Origin of the sequence: Chitinophaga sancti, assembly GCF_034424315.1 — a bacterium.
In the GTDB taxonomy this organism is placed as follows: domain Bacteria; phylum Bacteroidota; class Bacteroidia; order Chitinophagales; family Chitinophagaceae; genus Chitinophaga; species Chitinophaga sancti.
The window spans coordinates 5,421,615-5,439,880 of the sequence record NZ_CP139972.1; the positions used below are offsets into that span (position 1 = coordinate 5,421,615).

Genomic DNA, 18,266 nt, shown 5'->3' on the forward strand with positions numbered 1-18,266 from the left:
AAATGAATCAGCCACAATGGTTAGGCTCTTCGGGGGAAAATTTGTTACTTCGCATCCCAAAATCCTATGCAATGCCGACAGCTTTTTTTAGAGTGATCATGTGTATGCTCCTTTGTCTGTTTACTCAGACAATTGTTGCCAGCCCTCCGAAGAAAATAAAAGGAAAGGTAGTGCGGATCATAGATGGAGATACATTTGAAGTATTGGTAAAAAAGGAGACCGTCCGTATCAGGCTTGCAGCGATAGATGCACCGGAAAAAGGACAGGACTACTACCAAAAAAGTAAGCAGGCATTGTCCGATTTGTGTTTTAATAAGATAGTAACGGTCGAATTGTTACGAAAAGATAGGTACCAGCGTTGGATTGGCGATGTTTATAACAGCAAAGGTCAATATATAAATGGGTGGATGATATCCGGAGGGCATGCCTGGCATTATACAGAATATGCCAAAAGTGCACCACTGGCAGCGGCCCAGGCCACAGCCAGGCGTAATAAACAGGGCCTGTGGAAACAAGGTAAACCCATTGCTCCCTGGGAGTTCCGCGCAACTAAAAACAAAGACAAGAAGAAAAAAGCTGCTTAAGTAAAGACTTATAAAGATATTAGAGGGTGTATCATAATCGTTGATACACCCTTTTTTTTATTCAGTACCTTATCTCTAATTTCATGAAGGGGAAATCTGTTTTAATAATATGTCAGTGAATAACAGCGATAAAGCCCTCACCGGCCATATGTTGTATATGCGCCTGCTGGAAACCGGGGATGGGCAACAGCCGCTAGCTACACTTCGTTCTTTACGGGGCGTGCTGGAGCAGTTATTCCGGCATCTTACCATGCATGAAGCCCGCAGCTTCAGCAACCTGTTCGCCCGTATGCAGTTTTACTTCGATAAGCATGGAGTAGCTGCCGATCAGCGGCGACAACTAACCATTCTCCGCATTCTCACGACCAAAGCGATGACTGGTGGCCTTCGCGCCGACCAGGATGACGCCCTGCTCTGTATCCATACCCTGGCCACCGTCATTGAGCAATATTATGAAGTACCCCAGCCGGAAGCCCTGCTGGAACGCTGTGCTGCTGTAGCAGGGAAGACCCTGACACAGGGGCCGGTAGATAATAATCCCCTGGTGCCACTGCTTAAATGCCTGGTAACCGGGGTAGGGCCACTGCAAAAAACACCCGATGGGATAGCATTCTTTGTATTGCAAGGCAAAGATGACGAGGCAGGTGAAGTCCAGATCCACATCAGTTCCGTTTATCAGCCACATACCAGTGCCTTGCACAGGCAGGTACGTACATACGATACGGTGCATATACTGCATGCTGACTTTCATACCGGCAAGGGCCAGTACGAAGCGGTGAAAGCCACCCGCTTTATCCTCGAACCAGACCTCCTCATCGACATCAGTGACCTGGCAGAATGCTTTGGCCGGGGCGGGCCGAATCCATTTTTATACCTGGTAAAGAAATTGGTACCACAGACCACCGGCTTACCTGCTTTCAAGGGGAATATCGTCAACTCGCTGCTGGACAATGTATTGCGTCATCCGGAGATGAAACTCCGTGAATCCTTTGTGGAGGCTGTAGCCGAAAATGTATTGCAGGCTGCTGGCTATGGCAGACAGGAACTAAACAGCATGTATGCCGACATCCGGGAAACACACTGGCCTAATCTGCGGGAGGCCTCCCGGGAACTGAGAGACCGGCCGGTGAGAATAGAGCCCACCTTCTTCTCAGCCCTCTATGGCCTGCAGGGTCGCCTGGATATCCTGGCCGAAGATGATACGGATCCTACCCGGAAAGAAATCTTTGAACTCAAAAGTGGCAGGGCGCCGGACTTCGGTGCCTGGAAGAACCATGAAATGCAGGTAACAGGCTATAACCTGCTGCTGCAATCTACTTTTGGCGATGAGCGCTGTGGCAGCTCGGCCATCCTGTATTCATCTGCTTCCAATAGTCCTTTGCGCAATGTAACGAACAACAGGCCTGCGGAAAATGAACTGCTCGCGCTGCGCAATGAAATCGTTTCCCAGTTATTACGCCTCTCCGCAGGAGAATATGATATACTTGATAAAATCACGGTACTTGCTGCCGAAGGATTGCCTTCCTTCAGTGTCGTGCATTTTGCCAATTTCGAAGAAACCTATGGCAAGGCCAACCCCTTGCTGAAAACCTACTATCAGCAATTCCTTTCATTCTTGTTGCGGGAATTCCTGCTGGCTAAGTGTGGCATGTATGCCTCCATGCACCGGGAAGAAGATGCGGAAGGATTTGCAGCGCTCTGGTTGCAGCCGGAATCGGAAAAGCGCTCCCGGTTTACGATTATTCCCGGCCTTTGTTTTCAGCACTTTGATGAAGCACAGAGTAGTGTAGTATTCAGCATCCAGAAGCCGGTGAATCACAATTTCCGCCCTGGTGATACTGCCATTATTTACCCGAGAGACACGACCGGGCTGGCCCCCCTGCAGCACCAGATCCTGAAAGGCCGGGTAGATGAACTACAGAAAGACAGGCTGACCTTTTCCCTGAACAACAGACAGATCACCCATGATTTCTTTGCTCACCAGCAACAATGGGTGATCGAGCACGATATTTATGAATCCAATTTCTGGATCTCCGCCACGGCACTGTTCCATGTACTGGAACCCCGCTTCGCTGCCAGGATGGAATTGTTGCTGGGCATGCGGGAACCTGTAAAGGCACCATTTCCACTACCAGCGCCTACGATGTTTAACAGCAACCAGCAGGAGATCCTGCAGGCAGCCCTGGATGCAAAAGATTATTACCTGGTGCAGGGGCCTCCGGGTACAGGTAAGACCTCCTCTTTGCTCACTGCCATGGTAACTTCATTAGCCGCGGCAGGTACCCAGATGATGATAGTGGCCTTTACAAACAAAGCAGTAGATGAGATCTGTAAAAAGCTGGAGAGTAAAGGAGTACAGTACCTGCGACTGGGTGGACGGCGCTCGGCAGCGGAAAACCAGCTGAGAACCTATTGCCTGGAAGGGGATATTGCACAGGCCAGGGAGTACATTGCCAATCAGCAGATCTTTGTGGCGACGGTAGCAACGATGGCTACCAGGCTACCCAACCTGCAATTACTGGGAGTAAAAATGGATACCCTCATCGTAGACGAGGCCTCTCAGTTGACAGAGCCACAGCTCTTAGGGTTGGTACTTCCATTCCGGAAATTCGTCCTGATCGGAGATCAGAACCAGTTACCACCGGTAGTAGCGCAGGCAGACAATTTCTGCCTGACAGAAGCCGGTCTTTTACACAGTACGGGGATCTCTGATCTACGCTGCACACTCTTTGAGCGGCTGATCCAGGCCTGTAAGCAACATGGCTGGCACCACGGATGGGGTATGCTGAACACCCACTTCAGGATGCATAATGACATTGCAAACCTGATCAATCACTATTATGCGTACCAGTTATCACCGGGTCAGCCCTTGCAGGCGGCACCATTTATCAGGCAGGATGCAGGGGATGGTAACTGGAGTCAGATCCTTTCCCGGGGGCGGACTATCTTTTTACCCAGTCCTATGGAACCGACTTCCAAGATGCATAAAACGGAGGCGGAGCAGGTGGTATCCTTGCTGACCTATTTGCAGGAGAGCAGGGGAGCGGCATTTAATAAGGATACAGTAGGAGTCGTCACGCCATGGCGTACCCAGATCAGTCTGATCAGGGAATTGATAGGCGCGAATGAAGCCTTGCAGGCCATCAACATAGATACAGCGGAGCGTTTCCAGGGGGCAGAGAATGACATCATTATTATTTCACTGGCGGTATATCATCCTACCCAGTTGAACATGCTGCAAAGTTTGGGCACCTTCAGGTGGGAGGAGCATACGATAGAGGTAGACAGGAAGCTGCTGGTCACCTTATCCCGGGCGCGGCAGCAGGTGATATTGATGGGGTATGAGCCGGCGCTGCGGAGCAGTTTACACTACGGGAAGGTGCTGGATAAGATCAGGGCACAATAAAAAATAAAGCCACCCGCCGTAAGGCAGATGGCTATATGTCAGACAACATCATATGATCATTCCTGACTAGTCAGGCTTTAATCCAGAGTAACATGGCTCCAGTTTTCACCGCTTTTGATACGGTATAACTGCATTTCGCTGATATCGAATTGTTCAGCGATCTGTTTCATGGTCTTGCGACCAGGCTTAGCCAGTAAGCGCTTGATGCTCTTTACTTTAGTAATGTTCAATTTCAACCCTTTAACGCGGTTACGTTGTTTTTCCTTGTAAGCGAGTTTGGCGGGGCTGAACTGCTGGTGGGCTTCCATTTCTTCTTTGGTAGCCCATTGGAGGTTTGTGGCTTTGTTGTTCTTCTTGTCGTAATCGATGTGGATCACGTACTTGTGAGAACGACCGGGCTTTTTGTTAAATAATTTCGCTACTTCTCTGTGAAGATACAGTGACTGGTAACTATCAGCGGGTTTTACATTGAGCACAGTATAACCTTCGACGGTAGAGCCGGAGAGCAGTTTACCGTCAGTTATCTCTTCATAATAGCTAATCACTCTTCCCATGTTAGATACTGCGTACTTTTTACGCAGGGCAGATTTGTTTTTGATCTGCAAGTCTTTCCAGACTTCATTTTTCAGATTTTTAATCGTGGCCATGTGAAAGAAAATTTAATAGTTGAACCTGGGGTTTATCCGTAAACGTTACAATCTGCTACTTCATTGTCTAAGTTTACTGGCAGGTTTGAATTATCAGGAAGGGGGGAGTCCCTTTCTATAATGTGACCTTTGTAATGTTCTGCTATTGTATCTAAGACTTCTTCTACTGCTGCCAGTGTACTGCAAGTTACTAATTGTTGCCTGAATTCTTTTATGTGCGGTAACCCTTTGAGATAATTCGAATAGTGTCGGCGCATTTCGAGAATACCTACTACATCACCTTTCCAGGCAAGGGATTGGCGCAGATGTTTCTTACATACATCGACCCTTTCCTGTACGGATGGTGGGGGCAGATGCTTGCCGGTAGCCATAAAATGTTTGATCTCATTGAAGATCCACGGATATCCTATTGCAGCGCGACCTATCATAACGCCGTCTATGCCATATTTTGCACGTGCAGCAATGACTTGTTCGGGCGTAGTGATATCGCCGTTACCGAATATAGGTATATGGATTCTTGGGTTATTCTTTACTTTTCCGATGAGGGTCCAGTCGGCATGGCCTTTATACATCTGGGTGCGGGTGCGCCCGTGGATGGTGAGGGCCTGGATGCCAACATCCTGCAGTCTTTCGGCAACTTCCTCAATGTTTTTACTATCGTCATCCCATCCCAGGCGGGTTTTTACTGTTACCGGCAGTTTGGTAGCCTTTACTACGGCTGCGGTCAGCCTGATCATTTTGGGAATATCTTTCAGGATACCGGAACCGGCACCTTTGCATACTACTTTCTTTACCGGGCAACCGTAGTTGATATCCAGCAGGTCGGGGTTAGTAGCTTCCACGATCTGAGCGGCCATGGCCATAGGCTCTTCATCGCCTCCAAAGATCTGGATACCCACCGGGCGCTCTTCAGGGAAGATGTCCAGTTTCTGCCGGCTTTTGATGGCGTCACGGATAAGGCCCTCCGAAGAGATAAATTCTGAATACATCAGGTCTGCACCCTTATCTTTACACACCGCACGAAAGGGTGGATCACTTACATCCTCCATAGGAGCAAGTAATAGCGGAAAATCACCCAATTGTATGTTACCTATCTTTACCATCTTTTTCTATTAAGGGCTGACCAAGGTGCCGGAATTTCCCGGATTGCAATTGTCAACTCAATTTCACACTGTAAATTTACGCAAAATTAATCTAAGACAGGTTATATGAAGCAGTATCCACCGTCCTTTCAGTTTGTAATATTCATTGGCTTTTTCATCGGTTTCTACCTGCTTTACTTTCTATTTTTAATTATCGTTTTTCCTCATATCAGCGGGTATACCATCTTTACGCTACAAAGTCTGGATTCGTCGGTTCCTAAAGTTCTCGGCTATAGGAAATTAACGCAAATACTTTATACTTTAGTCGTTTATCTTTTGCCGGCAGTAATTTTTGCCAGATTAGCTGCGCCAAAGCCATTGGAATATCTTTCCATGAACCGAGCTCCAAAGGTGATCCCCGCTATATTAGCGATTTTGATAATCCTTGCAAGTCTGCCAATGGTCGACCTTTCGGCTCAATGGAACCAAATCTGGCCCGTTTCTGAAACCATGCGTATGCAGGAAGAGGTAGCAGAGAAGATGACACGCGATCTACTCAAAATGGACTCATTTTCTACTCTATTAGGAAACATTTTATTTTTCGCAGTGATGCCTGCCATTGCCGAAGAGGCGTTTTTCAGAAGCGTGGTACAGCGGCTGATGATCAAAATGATGCCTGTCAAAAATGGTGCATGGGTAGCCATACTGGTTACAGCCCTGCTATTCAGTGCTGTGCACCTGCAATGGTTGTCGTTTGTTCCAAGAGTGATCCTGGGTTTCCTGCTGGGTATGATTTATTATCTTACCGGCAACCTGTGGTTGTCCATACTAGCGCATTCTATCAATAACGGCTTGCAGGTAGTATTAATGTACCTGTTCCAGATGCACCTGATGCAAACAGATCCAATGGCAAGCGGGCAGTCCAATTGGCTGGCTGCCATCGCCAGTCTGGTGGTGACAGGCCTCTGGGTATGGGTGCTGCAACGCCGCGCAAAACCAGTAATTCAATAGCAACCTGTTGAATATAAGACACATTTACGTGGTAATTTTACAAATACCATTTGCACGGACTGTTTATTTTACCCATTTTTGTACAAACTATTTCTCTTAATAGATGAAAACATTCTTTACCCGTACAGCTTCGGCGTTAGTATTTGTAGCGATCATGCTGACCGGGATCCTATACAGTGAGTTTACCTTTTTCCTGCTATTCTTCCTGGTCAATTTTTTTGCCTTAAAGGAGTATTTCAAACTCCTCCGGCATATTGATCCTGACTATGGCAATGTATCCGGGTGGCATAAGAACGGGGTGCTGGTAGCCAGCTGTGCGCTGATTCTTGCTTTTACCGGAGATCATTTTGCGGGAGGTAACCTTTCTCTTGGTTTCCTGGGCTGGTGTATTGCCATCATCTTCCTGATGGTGCTGCCGATAGGCGAAATCCTGCTTAGCAATGAGTTCTCCCTGAAAAATATCGGCTATTCAGCGATGGGCCTTCTCTATATCACCGTTTCCTTTGGCCTGCTCATTCACCTTTGCCTGAACTATAGTACTATTCAATTCACAACCGGATCAGCCGGCATCGGAACCGGCCCCTTCTGGCTCATTCCTTTGCTCCTGATCACCTTTATATGGATCAACGATACGATGGCCTATATAGTAGGCTCCCTGATAGGCAGAACCCCCTTTTTCCCGGCTATTTCTCCCAAAAAAACGATTGAGGGTACGGTAGGAGGGATGATCCTGGCCATCGCGGCTGCAGGCGTATATGGCTATTACTGGGGCAGTCAGTGGCTGGCGCTGCAACACTGGATGGCGCTGGCAGGCCTTGCTGCGGTAATAGGTACAGCAGGCGACCTGATGGAATCTAAGCTCAAGCGTATGGCGGGAGTGAAAGATTCCGGTAATATCATGCCTGGTCATGGAGGGTTTATGGATCGCTTCGACTCCCTCATCCTGGCCGCCCCCTTTGCATGGATTTACATCCATTTCTTTGCAATGAGTTAACTTTGTATTCGCTTAACCAAACTATATCACCTAACAATTACAGCATGAAGATTCATCGAGAAGGATTGGCCAGTATTCTGATCGCCTTTGTTGTACTCGCACTCATCAGCGGTGCAGTCATTTATTTCCTCCCCGGTATGCCCCTCGTCGGCAATATCGTAGCGGCCTTTTCCCTTGTATTATTCCTGTTCATCGTTTCTTTCTTCCGTATTCCAAGCAGAGAAATGAAACTGGGAGAAAGCCTGGTAATGGCTCCCTGCGATGGTAAAGTTGTCGTAATCGAAGAGACTTACGAACCTGAGTACTTCAAAGACAAGCGTCTGCAGGTATCTATCTTTATGAGCCCTGCTAATGTGCACGTGAACAGAAACCCAATCAGCGGAGAAGTGAAGCTGTCTCAATACCATTCAGGTAAATACCTGGTAGCATGGCACCCTAAGTCTTCAACCGAAAATGAGCGCCATACCGTAGTGATCGGCAATGGTAAGGCAGACATTCTGGTAAGACAGATTGCCGGTGCACTTGCCCGTCGTATTGTAAACTATCTGAAACCAGGCATGCAGGTAAATCAGAATGAGGAATTGGGCTTTATCAAGTTCGGTTCCCGCGTGGACCTGTACCTGCCTATCGGTACCAAAGTGGATGTTCAACTGGAGCAGGTAGTTCGTTCCGGTCAGACAGTGATCGCTACTTTATAAGTAGAAAAAGGCTAACTTTAAAAGGTAACAAAAAAAACGTCCAGCTATGAAGAAGATGTTATTCAGTGCGATGACCCTGCTTTTCCTGACAGGTGCCGCTATGGCCCAGGATAAACAAAAGGCAAAAGCCTGCTGTAAGAAGGATGCTACCGGAAAAAGTGCCTGCTGCAAGCAACCGGCTAATACAGCCAGCCAGCGGGCAAAGGCGGCCAAACCCGCTCCGGCAACCACACAGGCTACGCCAGCAGCAAAACCTGCCAACAAGAAATAATTAAAAAAGCCGGCTACCTGTAGCCGGCTTTTTTTATAGAATATCTTTTAGCTCATGCAGATCCCGGATCACATAGGTCGGTGTTAAATCACCGGTCACAGGCACCAGGTTATTGAAATACACCTGGTCCATTCCCACATTATGTGCCCCGATAATATCAATATTCAGTGCATCACCGATCATAATACTTGATTCAGCAGTAGCCCCAGCCAGGTTGATCGCGTAATCGAATATTTCGCGGTAAGGTTTGAGACTTCCAGCTGCTTCTGATGTGATGACGTGTGTAAAGAAATGATCTATCCCGGAGCTTTTCATCTTGATCAGCTGCGTAGCTTCAAAACCATTCGTGATCATATTCATTGGATAGTTCTTTGCGGCCAGGTATTCCAATACTTCTTTTGTATTGGGAAATAAAGCAGTTTTGTACGGCAATATTTCCAGGAACTGAGTACCCAGTGCATGTGATAATTTATCATCTCCTATCTTGAAATCCAGCAGGGTCCTGCTGAATCTTTTGGTTCTAAGATCATTTCGGGTGATAAATCCTTTGCGAAAGCGATCCCACAAGATCTCATTATGCATCATGTAAGTGCGGTGAAATACCTCAAATGAGGGCACTCCTCTGCTGGCAAGTGTATGTGTGTGGTATAATTCTTCTAAGACCTGGTAAGCATTTGTTTCAAAATCCCATAAAGTGTGGTCCAGGTCGAAAAATATATGCTTGTATTTCATGTACTGCAAAGATACGGAATCCACATTTTTTACTATTTTCCAGCTTCTAAACAAGATTTATGAACGCAGTAGTCACAGGTGCCAGTAAGGGTATAGGGAAAGCCATCGCCGAAAAACTGGCCGTGGAAGGATTTAACGTAGCCATCTGTTCCAGGGATGCAGCAAAACTGGAAGATGCCGCTGCTGATATTAAAGCAAAGGCACCACAGGCGGAGGTATTAACATTCTCTGCCGATATGAGTAAAAAAGAAGATGTATTGGCTTTTGCCAACAAAATAAAGGAGATATTCCAGACAGTGGATATCCTTGTAAACAATGCAGGACTCTACCTTCCCGGTGCCCTGCACGAGCAGGAAGACGGGCTGCTGGAGTACCTGATGGCCGTAAATGTATTTAGCGCACATACCATCACCCGGCAATTATTACCCTCAATGATCACACAACGTAAAGGACACATCTTTAACCTTTGCTCTACCGCCAGTTACCAGGCCTATCCGAATGGAGGGGCATACAGCATTACCAAATTTGCCCTGCTGGGCTTCTCAAAAAACCTGCGCGAAGAGCTGAAAAATCACAACGTGAAAGTAACCGCTTTGAGCCCCGGTCCAACCCTCACCGCATCCTGGGATGGATGGGATGGCCCGGCAGACAGAATGATGGAGCCTGCCGATGTAGCCAGGCTGCTATGGGCCGCCTACACCCTCTCCGCTCAGGCCGTTGTGGAAGAAGTCATTATGCGCCCGATTTTGGGTGATATTGGCTAAATCCCTTACAAGCAAGCGTTTTACGCCCTCATATCCATATTTTTTTAACTAACTTTTAACCGCGACAGCCTCTTTATGGGGTGCCGTTTGGTTAAATTTGTTATACATTATGAAGGTCATCACTGTTAGTATAAGGAGGTCGCTACTATCCCTGCTGTTTTTAATGGGCATAGTATCCAGCCTGCAAGCGCAGGAATTTAAATTCACTACCACGGTATCAAGTAATAAGGTGGCACTGGATGAGCCATTCCAGATCCAGTTCATGCTGGAGAATGGCACGAATGTAACCCAGTTTACACCACCGAATTTCAATGACTTTGAACTGCTGCAGGGCCCTAACCAGATGCAGGGTACTTCCATCGTCAATGGCAGACGTTCTGATTATATCGCTCTCGTCTACCTGATCCGTGCAAAACGGGTGGGCAACTTTACCATACCTGCCGCTGCTGCACGTGTGAACGGTGATGTGGTGAAATCCAATCCTGTTACCATCGAGGTCGCAAAAGGAATCAGTGGTTCTGCTGCCCAACAGCTACAACCGCAACGCCAGCAGGTACCTGCCAATCCTTTTGCAGGCATGGGCCAGCGGAGTGCCCCCAGCCACCAGGCAGAGGAAATGGAAGGTGTGCTTAAAAACGGTGAAGACATCAATGCCAAGCTAAAAAAGAACATTTTTGTGAAAGTGGATGTTGACAAAACATCCCTCTTCGAAGGCGAACAGCTGACTGCGACCTACAAGCTGTATACCCGCCTCCCGACTAATGCCAGTGTGACCAAAGTACCCGCCTTCAAAGGGTTTTCCGCCAAGGATATAGAATTACCAAACCCGCCACAGGCCAGCGAAGAAATGGTGAATGGCATTCCTTACAGGGTATTTGTGATCCGCAAAACCATGCTGTTCCCTATGCAATCCGGAACGCTGGAACTGGATCCGGTAGAAGTAGACAACCATGTAAGACTGGTGAAACTGGTGAAGAATGGTAAACGCAGAGATCCGATGGCCGACCTGTTCAACGACCCCGCTTTCAAAGATGCCTTCAATGATCCTTTCTTTGATGACCTCTTTAACCGGCCGGAAGTTGAATACCAGGATGTGCCTTATAAGATCCAGACAGCACCGGTAAAAGTAACAGTTAAACCGCTGCCGATCGATAGCCGCCCGGCGAGCTACAATGGCGCAGTAGGTAAATTCACCATGACTGCTGCTATAGACAAAAATAGCCTGTCTACCGACGATGCGCTTACCCTGAAAGTAACGATCTCCGGTCAGGGTAATGTGAACCTGCTCAATCCACCTAAAGTTGAGATCCCTGCCAGTTTTGATAAATACGACCCTAAGGTGTCTGACAATATTGAGAAGAACAGCAACCCGCTTTCTGGTAGCCGAACTTATGAATATGTGCTGATGCCTGTAGAAGCAGGGGAGCAGGTGATTCCCCCGGTGGAGTTCTCTTACTTTGATGCTGCCTCTAAAACTTATAAAACCGTTACATCACAACCATTCAACATTCATGTAACTGCAGGTAAACAAACGAAGAGAGAGAAAGAAGACTTTAGCATTAACAAAAATGCGATCACGAATAACAGCCATAAGGTGCAGGATTGGGTAAAACACAATACCTGGTTCATTACCTCCATCTGGTTCTACCTGCTTCTGATCCTGCCACTGCTGGCCCTGATCGGTGCATGGCTGATCCGCCGCAGGCTTGACTACCAGCAGAATAATGCGGCCTTCCTGAAACATCGCTATGCAAATAAAGTAGCGCTTAAACGACTGGAACTGGCTGCCCGTTACCTGAAAGAAGGCAAGGACAAAGCCTTCTACGAAGAGACTTCCCGTGCTGTATGGGGCTATCTCAGTAACAAGCTGCATGTACCATTCGCTGATCTGAGCAAACAACTGATCCAGGATAAACTGGCGCAGCAACAGATAAGTGAAGCATATACTGCCGACCTGTTTGACCTGCTGGATAATTGTGAAATAGCGCTGTATACACCGAATCACAACAACACTAAAATGCAGGGTACCTATCAACAGGCCGTGCAGGTGATCAGCAAACTGGAAGATGAACTGACAAGGGCGAAGAGCGCCGTTTAAATAAAATCATAGTCAACGTGAAACACATCGTAACCGCTATACTTTTATGTATCCTGCTGAGCAGTACCCGCTTACTGGCGGCAGCAGCTCCCCAGCAGGATTTTGAGAAAGCCAATTCCCTTTTCAGACAAAAACAATACACTGAAGCGGCTAACATCTATCAGCGACTGGTCGATGAAGGGTTCGATCAGCCGGAACTATTGATCAATACAGGCAATGCCTGGTACAAGGCTAACCGTACCGGTCTGGCAGTGTATAACTACGAGAAAGCACTGCTTGTGGATCCGTTCAGCAAAGCAGCGCAACACAATCTCTCTATTGCCAATCAGCGGGTAGAGGGTTACGTCAATGAACTCCCTCAGCTGTTTTTCCAGCAATGGTGGACGGCAGCAAAATATATGCATTCGCCCAATGGCTGGGCTACCGGCACGATTATTTTCTTCTGGCTCACGGTGATGGGAGGTATTATGCTCCTGCTGCGCCCTGTGTTGCTGCCCACAGTAGTCAGGAGTGCTACAGGCTTACTGGGTTTACTTTTCGCCTTCTACCTGTTTATGAGTATCACAACTTATGTAAATGCTACTTCGCATGACAATGGCATCATCATGGGGAGTGTGGTCAAGGTAAAGTCAGCGCCAGACCAGGATAGTAAGGATCTGTTCGAACTACATGAAGGTGTAAAAGTGCAGATTATTGATGGTACCAGTGAGTTTTGTAAGATAGAATTGCCAGATGGTAAAACAGGCTGGATGGCATGTGGGGAAATCAAAAAACTATAAGCGTTCTATTCGCTCCATGAAATCCTGTTTCCTTTGCCGGGAGACGGGAATACAACTTCCATCATTCATAATAATTTCTCCTCCGTCACCCTTCAGGTAACGCTCCATGTAGTTCAGGTTTACTACATAGCTGTGGTGTACCCTGAAGAATCCTTTATTACGCAGCATATTTTCCATCTCTTTGAGAGATCGGAATACAATGGCCGGTTCCGGGGCGGACAGCAGGTGTACGCGGGTATTGATCCCGTCTGCCATGCAATAGAGGATATCTTTTATCAGGATCATTCGTAAGCCCTCAGCACTGGGCAGCCCCAATCGCTCACCAGGGTGCAGCTGCTGATGCAGTAGTTCCATGGTATTACCTGTACGGACAGGAGGCTTTTCGGTACAATGTGCCTGGTGAACCATCGCCTTATCTACCGCTTCCTGCAGATCATCTTTCAGAATGGGTTTCAGCAAAAAGTCAACAACACTGTGACGTATTGCCTCCAGGGCATATGCTTCGTGGGAGGTAGTGATAATGATGGATGTATTGGTATGGCCGCAGGCTTTAATCACCTCAAAACCATTGAGGCCAGGCATTTCCACATCCAGGAATACCAGTTCGGGGCGATGTTTCTCTATGGCTTCAAGCGCCGACCGGCCATCAGCACATACTGCAACGACATTAACAGAGGGGCAATGTTTCTCCAGTAGTAGTTTTAGTACACTCCGGCTCAGCTTTTCGTCATCAACGATGATGGTTCGCATGATTAGTTAATAATTGTATTCCTCTAATCTGATTTAGGGGTAGTGGTGTATAGAGATAATACTTTGATAAATTGGTTTACGAGTAATGATTATCCTGCGATGAAAATACAAAATCTGCGGACATCGAAACTAATTTTAATTGCTTGCTGACGCCTGCGGTATGAGTATTCCCTGCGGCCGGCTTTAAAATAAAACGGCGCAAAGTGCTATACTTCATGCCCAGGCATCATTCGGCTGTTAACATGCAGCATAGAGATTTTAATACGGTGTCCGCTAGGATCTTCTTCTTCAGCTATCTGTGCCTGGATGTGATATTTTTCATTGATCACCTGCAGCCTTTCGCCGGCAATCGTAATCCCTTTAGTCAGGTAGGATTGCTGGTCCAGGTCGGGGGCATCCTGTTGCACGCCATTATCTTCTATGCATACGGCAATAGTATCTCCCTCGCGGTCAATGGTGATATTGAGCATACCACCTTTGCCCGGCCGCAGGAGCAGGCGACGCCAGATGACATCCTGTACATATGGCTGTATTAGCAGGGGAGGAATAAAAGTTAGCTGCTGAGCAACAGCAGGAAGTACTTCCAGCTGGTATTCGAACTGCGGGCCGAACCGGAGCTGTTCCAGTTGCAGATAGAGCTCCAGTGCCTCCACATCTTCTTCGAGGTTCACCCATTCTTTGTTACAATTACGGATGATGAGCCGCATTAAGCGGGCAAAGCGTGTAAGGTAAAGGGATGCCAGATCCGTACTGGTAGTCAGGATGTAGTGGTGTATAGCATTCAGGCTATTAAAAATAAAGTGGGGGTTCATCTGCGCCTGAAATGCATGCATTTCAAGATGGACGAGTGCCAGCTGCCTGCTTATCTCTTTGGCTACATCCTTTTTCAGCTTATTTTCCCGGCTTCGGAACAGAATCAATACCAGGGTCAGGCTCAACAAAAAAAACAGCCAATATTGCCAACCCGCTGCATTGAACAAATCAAAGCAAAAACTCACGCCTTATCGGTTTACTTTTCCAAGGATACAATTAACTCTTAGTTCGGAACGAAATGCAGATGTCTGACTATGACTAACAATATCCGTCAAATCCGCTTAAGCGGGAAGCAACACTTATTACTAGGCAGTTTTTATACTAAAAACGGTGTCTATTGGCCGGTAAGTGGTAGGAGAAGCATGGTTTATAAAATAAAAATTGCGAAATACGTGATCCGCACTTCGCAATTAAGTATCATTTGATAGGGCAGGGGGCTATTCTGTAAACTTATAACCTACGCCTCTTACCGAATGGAAATATCTGGAATTCCGGCTATCTTCTTCGAAGTACTTGCGGAAATTGAGGATAAAGTTATCAATGGTACGTGTAGTAGGATATACGTTATAGCCCCATACAACCTGCAGGATCTTTTCCCTGGTCACCACTTCTCCTTTATTCTCGATCAGGAGTTTCAGGAGCATGGTTTCTTTCTTGCTCAGCTCATAGTGTTTGCCATCTTTGCCAATGCATTCCTGTGCGGCGAAATCGATTTGATTATCACCGAAACGATAAACGTTTGAGACACTATCCTTGTCCTGGATCTTCTTGTTTTTTAAGATCAGCTTCTCTACACGCAGCAGCAGTTCTTCGAGGTTGAAAGGCTTGGTCATGTAGTCGTCGCCTCCTTTTTTCAGGCCCAGTACGCGGTCTGCACTGCTGTTCTTGGCACTGAGGAAGAGGATGGGTACTTCATTGTTCTGGATCCGGATGTTTTCGCACACGGCGATACCATCCATTTCCGGCAACATTATATCCAGTATGATGAGGTCGAAATACTCGTTCTTTACTGCCTTTAAAGCAGCGGTTCCATTGTCTACAGCCGTTACTTCATAGCCTTCCAGCTCCAGGTTCAGCTTGAGTGCCTCCTGAAGATTCTCTTCGTCTTCTACCAGTAGTATGGATGCTTTTGTAGCTTCCTTCATAGTTTAAATTTCGATAAGCTTAAATTACTGATAATGTAATTTACGCCGTTTGTACGGAATATACCGGCCATGTGATTTCAAAACATGCTCCGGTAGGTACATTATCTTTTACAATGATAGTTCCGCCATGCTGCTGTACGATCCTTCTGGTAAGGAAGAGGCCTAACCCGGAACCTTTGGCTTTGCGGGTGTTCTCATTACCAATGCGATAAAATTTGAGGAAGATCCTTTCCCGTTCATCAATTGGGATGCCCGGCCCTTCATCTTTCACAATTAGTCTAAGCTGGCCGGCGTTTTCCTCTAACCGTACGTCTATGACCGTATTTCTGGGTGCATATTTAGCGGCATTCTCTACCAGGTTGTTCAGCGCAATCTGTAACATGAACTTGTCACCATTCAGCCATACATCAGGCAAAATATGTGCCTGTATGGCATGTGTGGCGATTCTGCCTTTGATTTCCTTCACCCCGGTGGCTACCAGTTCGGAGAAATTGAGGTCTTCGCGAAACAGCTTATAACGGTCTGATTCCATTTGGGATGCCAGTAGTATATTATTACAGAGCTGATCGAGACGATTGGTTTCGCGAATAGTATTGTCCAGGAGTTTGAGCCGCTTTTCCTCATCCAGTCTATGTTTACGAAGCGTTTCCAGATTGAGTTTGGCGGCGGCAATGGGGGATTTTAGTTCGTGTGTTACGGCCATCATGAAGTTTTGCTGTTGCTGGGAGAGCTTCATTTGCTTGTAGATGGAGCGGTATACAAAAAAGCCACCCATTAAGATGATGGCCAGAAAAATAATTCCCTCTCCGATAAACATGACAGTACGGCGGTATTCTGTCGTTTGGATCCGTGTCAGTTCCTGTTGATATTCTACCGGGTGTGCTACACTGTCAGTTCTCAGCACCAGGTTCTGGATTTCGAAGCGGGAGATCTGTTCGCTTTGCATAAACAGGAGTACACCCCACCATACGAGTGCCAGGATCGTGTATGCAAGTACAAACAGATAAATAACGGAAATGGCTTTCCCGTCCTGTAATTTATTGAGTAGCTTTTTCATTGGTCCGTAAACCGGCTTTCTCCACCCGTAAGCCAACATTCATGATATCCGGAAGCGGATTTTGCCGCATGTTTTGTTCAAAAGTAAACTTATAAATTCCCGGTTTGTTCAATATCGCCTTTGTCTGAATGGGAATTCTGTGTTCATAAATGTCGTCCAGTTTATTACCCTTTACGCCATTCGGGCCACTGCCCAACCACTTTCCGTTCACATCAGCCAGGGGTAGTTCAACCCTTTGGGATACAGGCTGTTCACCCGGAAACTGTGTATTGATCAGCAGATAGATATTACTATAGGGGTATGCATCCTTGTGGCGGATATTCACATAGATGTTATACAAATAGGCGGTATCTGCCGGTTGCAGGGTGACCTCAAATGCTGGCTTATAGTTGTAGGCCCATTCATGCCCCGGAACCTCCAGGTTCTTTTCATAGGTATCCATCTTCATTGGCTCGCAGGATGCTGCTATCAGCAACATTCCTACAGCCATCATCCGGAAGAATTTATTCATATACTATTGCGATACGGTTTTTTATTACAGCACATTCAGCACCTGCTCCTTCGCTTTCTCCAGTTCATCTTTCATGAGCACAACCCATTGCTGGATGTTGGCATCATTAGCTTTGGAACCGGTTGTATTGATTTCACGGCCTACTTCCTGTAACACGAATCCCAGCTTTTTACCTTTGGATGGTTCTGCTTCTTTCAGGATCTCTTTGAAGTAGCGGCAGTGGTTTTCCAGTCTTACCAGTTCTTCAGAGATGTCCAGTTTTTCTAAATAAAATATGAGTTCCTGTTCAAGGCGATTTTCGTCTATGTTCTCTTTGCCTACGTATTCCGCCAGCAGAGATTCCAGTCTGGTTCTTACCCTGTCTTTACGCTGAGGATCCAGTTCTCTTACCTTAACGGTGTAGTTTTCAATATTCTCTATGCGTGTGAGCAGGTCTGCTGCCAGTACCTGGCCTTCGTCGAGACGATGTGCATCGAGGTCGGAGATAGCCTGTTGCAGGGCCTTTTCAACTTCTAACCATTCGTCTTCAGAGATCTGCTCATTCGCAGGACTTACTACTTCAGGAAGTTTCATCAGCACATTGAGCATATCTTCTTTAGGCAGTTTCAGTTCATCGGCCAGGGTAGTAATAGACTGATGGTAGAACTTTGCCAGATCTGTATTAATGACCACCGGGCGGTTTGCTCCGTTCTGCCTGATATTAACACTGGCATCCAGCGTGCCACGTACTAACGTTTGCTGCAGCTGATTGCGTATATCAAACTCGTAGGGCTTTAACAACGGGGAAATTTTCAGGTTGACTTCAAACTGTTTTCCATTCAGTGATTTTATTTCTACCACCATTGTTGTCTCTCCCCGGGTTATTTCAGCCCGTCCGAAGCCGGTCATTGATTTCAGCATAATAGAGATTTGTAAGCAACAAAC

General features: G+C 46.9%; 18 protein-coding genes. 9 read left to right on the top strand and 9 right to left on the bottom strand.

From position 1 onward, the window contains the following. The first annotated feature begins 71 nt into the window (after positions 1 to 71). Together U0033_RS21020 and U0033_RS21025 are read left to right on the top strand one after the other, a co-directional pair. Positions 72 to 584 (top strand): thermonuclease family protein, encoded by a 513-nt coding sequence (locus U0033_RS21020; protein ID WP_177318570.1) that lies wholly within the window; start codon positions 72 to 74, stop codon positions 582 to 584. A gap of 109 nt (positions 585 to 693) precedes the next feature. Further along, positions 694 to 3,990, top strand: a complete 3,297-nt coding sequence (locus U0033_RS21025) for a DEAD/DEAH box helicase (protein WP_072358830.1) — start codon at positions 694 to 696, stop codon at positions 3,988 to 3,990. 77 nt (positions 3,991 to 4,067) lie between these two features. On the opposite strand, the gene U0033_RS21030 is transcribed toward U0033_RS21025, so the two are convergent. Beyond that, complete coding sequence (locus tag U0033_RS21030; protein WP_072358832.1) at positions 4,068 to 4,637, bottom strand: NUMOD4 domain-containing protein; 570 nt, start codon at positions 4,635 to 4,637, stop codon at positions 4,068 to 4,070. Between the two features lie 32 nt (positions 4,638 to 4,669). After that, entirely contained in the window at positions 4,670 to 5,740 is a 1,071-nt protein-coding gene (dusB, locus tag U0033_RS21035; protein WP_072358835.1) for a tRNA dihydrouridine synthase DusB, read from the bottom strand. Between the two features lie 372 nt (positions 5,741 to 6,112). Between dusB and U0033_RS21040 the strand changes: the two genes are divergently transcribed. From U0033_RS21040 to U0033_RS21055, 4 genes are all read left to right on the top strand, one after another. After that, positions 6,113 to 6,730, top strand: coding sequence for a CPBP family intramembrane glutamic endopeptidase (locus U0033_RS21040; protein ID WP_177318571.1), 618 nt, complete (start codon positions 6,113 to 6,115; stop codon positions 6,728 to 6,730). Between the two features lie 103 nt (positions 6,731 to 6,833). After that, positions 6,834 to 7,724: a phosphatidate cytidylyltransferase gene (locus U0033_RS21045; protein WP_072358839.1), complete on the top strand. Its 891-nt coding sequence runs from the start codon at positions 6,834 to 6,836 to the stop codon at positions 7,722 to 7,724. A gap of 44 nt (positions 7,725 to 7,768) precedes the next feature. After that, the gene (locus U0033_RS21050) at positions 7,769 to 8,422 is read left to right on the top strand and encodes a phosphatidylserine decarboxylase family protein (RefSeq protein ID WP_072358841.1); all 654 of its coding nucleotides are present in this window, start codon (positions 7,769 to 7,771) and stop codon (positions 8,420 to 8,422) included. Positions 8,423 to 8,468: 46 nt separating this feature from the next. Then, positions 8,469 to 8,693, top strand: a complete 225-nt coding sequence (locus U0033_RS21055; RefSeq protein WP_072358843.1) for a hypothetical protein — start codon at positions 8,469 to 8,471, stop codon at positions 8,691 to 8,693. Positions 8,694 to 8,726: 33 nt separating this feature from the next. On the opposite strand, the gene U0033_RS21060 is transcribed toward U0033_RS21055, so the two are convergent. Beyond that, positions 8,727 to 9,425, bottom strand: a complete 699-nt coding sequence (locus U0033_RS21060; RefSeq protein WP_072358845.1) for a YjjG family noncanonical pyrimidine nucleotidase — start codon at positions 9,423 to 9,425, stop codon at positions 8,727 to 8,729. 59 nt (positions 9,426 to 9,484) lie between these two features. Between U0033_RS21060 and U0033_RS21065 the strand changes: the two genes are divergently transcribed. The 3 genes from U0033_RS21065 (at position 9,485) to U0033_RS21075 (ending at position 13,066) form a co-directional block, all read left to right on the top strand. After that, positions 9,485 to 10,189, top strand: a complete 705-nt coding sequence (locus U0033_RS21065; RefSeq protein ID WP_072358847.1) for an SDR family oxidoreductase — start codon at positions 9,485 to 9,487, stop codon at positions 10,187 to 10,189. 109 nt (positions 10,190 to 10,298) lie between these two features. After that, positions 10,299 to 12,287 (top strand): BatD family protein, encoded by a 1,989-nt coding sequence (locus tag U0033_RS21070; protein WP_083571429.1) that lies wholly within the window; start codon positions 10,299 to 10,301, stop codon positions 12,285 to 12,287. 17 nt (positions 12,288 to 12,304) lie between these two features. Then, positions 12,305 to 13,066: an SH3 domain-containing protein gene (locus U0033_RS21075; RefSeq protein WP_072358851.1), complete on the top strand. Its 762-nt coding sequence runs from the start codon at positions 12,305 to 12,307 to the stop codon at positions 13,064 to 13,066. Here U0033_RS21075 and U0033_RS21080 read toward each other — a convergent pair. The 6 genes from U0033_RS21080 to U0033_RS21105 all read right to left on the bottom strand — a co-directional run bounded on the left by U0033_RS21080 (position 13,061) and on the right by U0033_RS21105 (position 18,242). Beyond that, on the bottom strand, positions 13,061 to 13,816 hold the full coding sequence (locus U0033_RS21080; protein ID WP_072358853.1) for a LytR/AlgR family response regulator transcription factor: 756 nt from the start codon (positions 13,814 to 13,816) through the stop codon (positions 13,061 to 13,063). The genes U0033_RS21075 and U0033_RS21080 overlap by 6 nt on opposite strands. A 206-nt stretch (positions 13,817 to 14,022) precedes the next feature. Then, the gene (locus U0033_RS21085; RefSeq protein ID WP_143150661.1) at positions 14,023 to 14,814 is read right to left on the bottom strand and encodes a sensor histidine kinase; all 792 of its coding nucleotides are present in this window, start codon (positions 14,812 to 14,814) and stop codon (positions 14,023 to 14,025) included. Between the two features lie 252 nt (positions 14,815 to 15,066). Then, on the bottom strand, positions 15,067 to 15,774 hold the full coding sequence (locus tag U0033_RS21090; protein WP_072358857.1) for a response regulator transcription factor: 708 nt from the start codon (positions 15,772 to 15,774) through the stop codon (positions 15,067 to 15,069). A 40-nt stretch (positions 15,775 to 15,814) separates the two neighbouring features. Next, positions 15,815 to 16,831 carry a sensor histidine kinase gene (locus tag U0033_RS21095; protein WP_072358859.1) on the bottom strand — a complete coding sequence of 339 codons (1,017 nt, stop codon included), beginning with the start codon at positions 16,829 to 16,831 and terminating at the stop codon, positions 15,815 to 15,817. After that, positions 16,812 to 17,342 (bottom strand): gliding motility lipoprotein GldH, encoded by a 531-nt coding sequence (locus U0033_RS21100; RefSeq protein WP_083571431.1) that lies wholly within the window; start codon positions 17,340 to 17,342, stop codon positions 16,812 to 16,814. The genes U0033_RS21095 and U0033_RS21100 overlap by 20 nt, the downstream gene beginning before the upstream one ends. A 24-nt stretch (positions 17,343 to 17,366) precedes the next feature. Further along, on the bottom strand, positions 17,367 to 18,242 hold the full coding sequence (locus U0033_RS21105) for a YicC/YloC family endoribonuclease (RefSeq protein WP_072358861.1): 876 nt from the start codon (positions 18,240 to 18,242) through the stop codon (positions 17,367 to 17,369). Positions 18,243 to 18,266 lie beyond the last annotated feature (24 nt).

Coding starts and splice junctions, on each gene's coding strand:
- U0033_RS21020 (WP_177318570.1), top strand. CDS start 72: ATGCCGACAGCTTTTTTTAGAGTGATCATGTGTATGCTCCTTTGTCTG.
- U0033_RS21025 (WP_072358830.1), top strand. CDS start 694: ATGTCAGTGAATAACAGCGATAAAGCCCTCACCGGCCATATGTTGTAT.
- U0033_RS21030 (WP_072358832.1), bottom strand. CDS start 4,637: ATGGCCACGATTAAAAATCTGAAAAATGAAGTCTGGAAAGACTTGCAG.
- dusB (WP_072358835.1), bottom strand. CDS start 5,740: ATGGTAAAGATAGGTAACATACAATTGGGTGATTTTCCGCTATTACTT.
- U0033_RS21040 (WP_177318571.1), top strand. CDS start 6,113: ATGAACCGAGCTCCAAAGGTGATCCCCGCTATATTAGCGATTTTGATA.
- U0033_RS21045 (WP_072358839.1), top strand. CDS start 6,834: ATGAAAACATTCTTTACCCGTACAGCTTCGGCGTTAGTATTTGTAGCG.
- U0033_RS21050 (WP_072358841.1), top strand. CDS start 7,769: ATGAAGATTCATCGAGAAGGATTGGCCAGTATTCTGATCGCCTTTGTT.
- U0033_RS21055 (WP_072358843.1), top strand. CDS start 8,469: ATGAAGAAGATGTTATTCAGTGCGATGACCCTGCTTTTCCTGACAGGT.
- U0033_RS21060 (WP_072358845.1), bottom strand. CDS start 9,425: ATGAAATACAAGCATATATTTTTCGACCTGGACCACACTTTATGGGAT.
- U0033_RS21065 (WP_072358847.1), top strand. CDS start 9,485: ATGAACGCAGTAGTCACAGGTGCCAGTAAGGGTATAGGGAAAGCCATC.
- U0033_RS21070 (WP_083571429.1), top strand. CDS start 10,299: ATGAAGGTCATCACTGTTAGTATAAGGAGGTCGCTACTATCCCTGCTG.
- U0033_RS21080 (WP_072358853.1), bottom strand. CDS start 13,816: ATGCGAACCATCATCGTTGATGACGAAAAGCTGAGCCGGAGTGTACTA.
- U0033_RS21090 (WP_072358857.1), bottom strand. CDS start 15,774: ATGAAGGAAGCTACAAAAGCATCCATACTACTGGTAGAAGACGAAGAG.
- U0033_RS21095 (WP_072358859.1), bottom strand. CDS start 16,831: ATGAAAAAGCTACTCAATAAATTACAGGACGGGAAAGCCATTTCCGTT.
- U0033_RS21100 (WP_083571431.1), bottom strand. CDS start 17,342: ATGAATAAATTCTTCCGGATGATGGCTGTAGGAATGTTGCTGATAGCA.
- U0033_RS21105 (WP_072358861.1), bottom strand. CDS start 18,242: ATGCTGAAATCAATGACCGGCTTCGGACGGGCTGAAATAACCCGGGGA.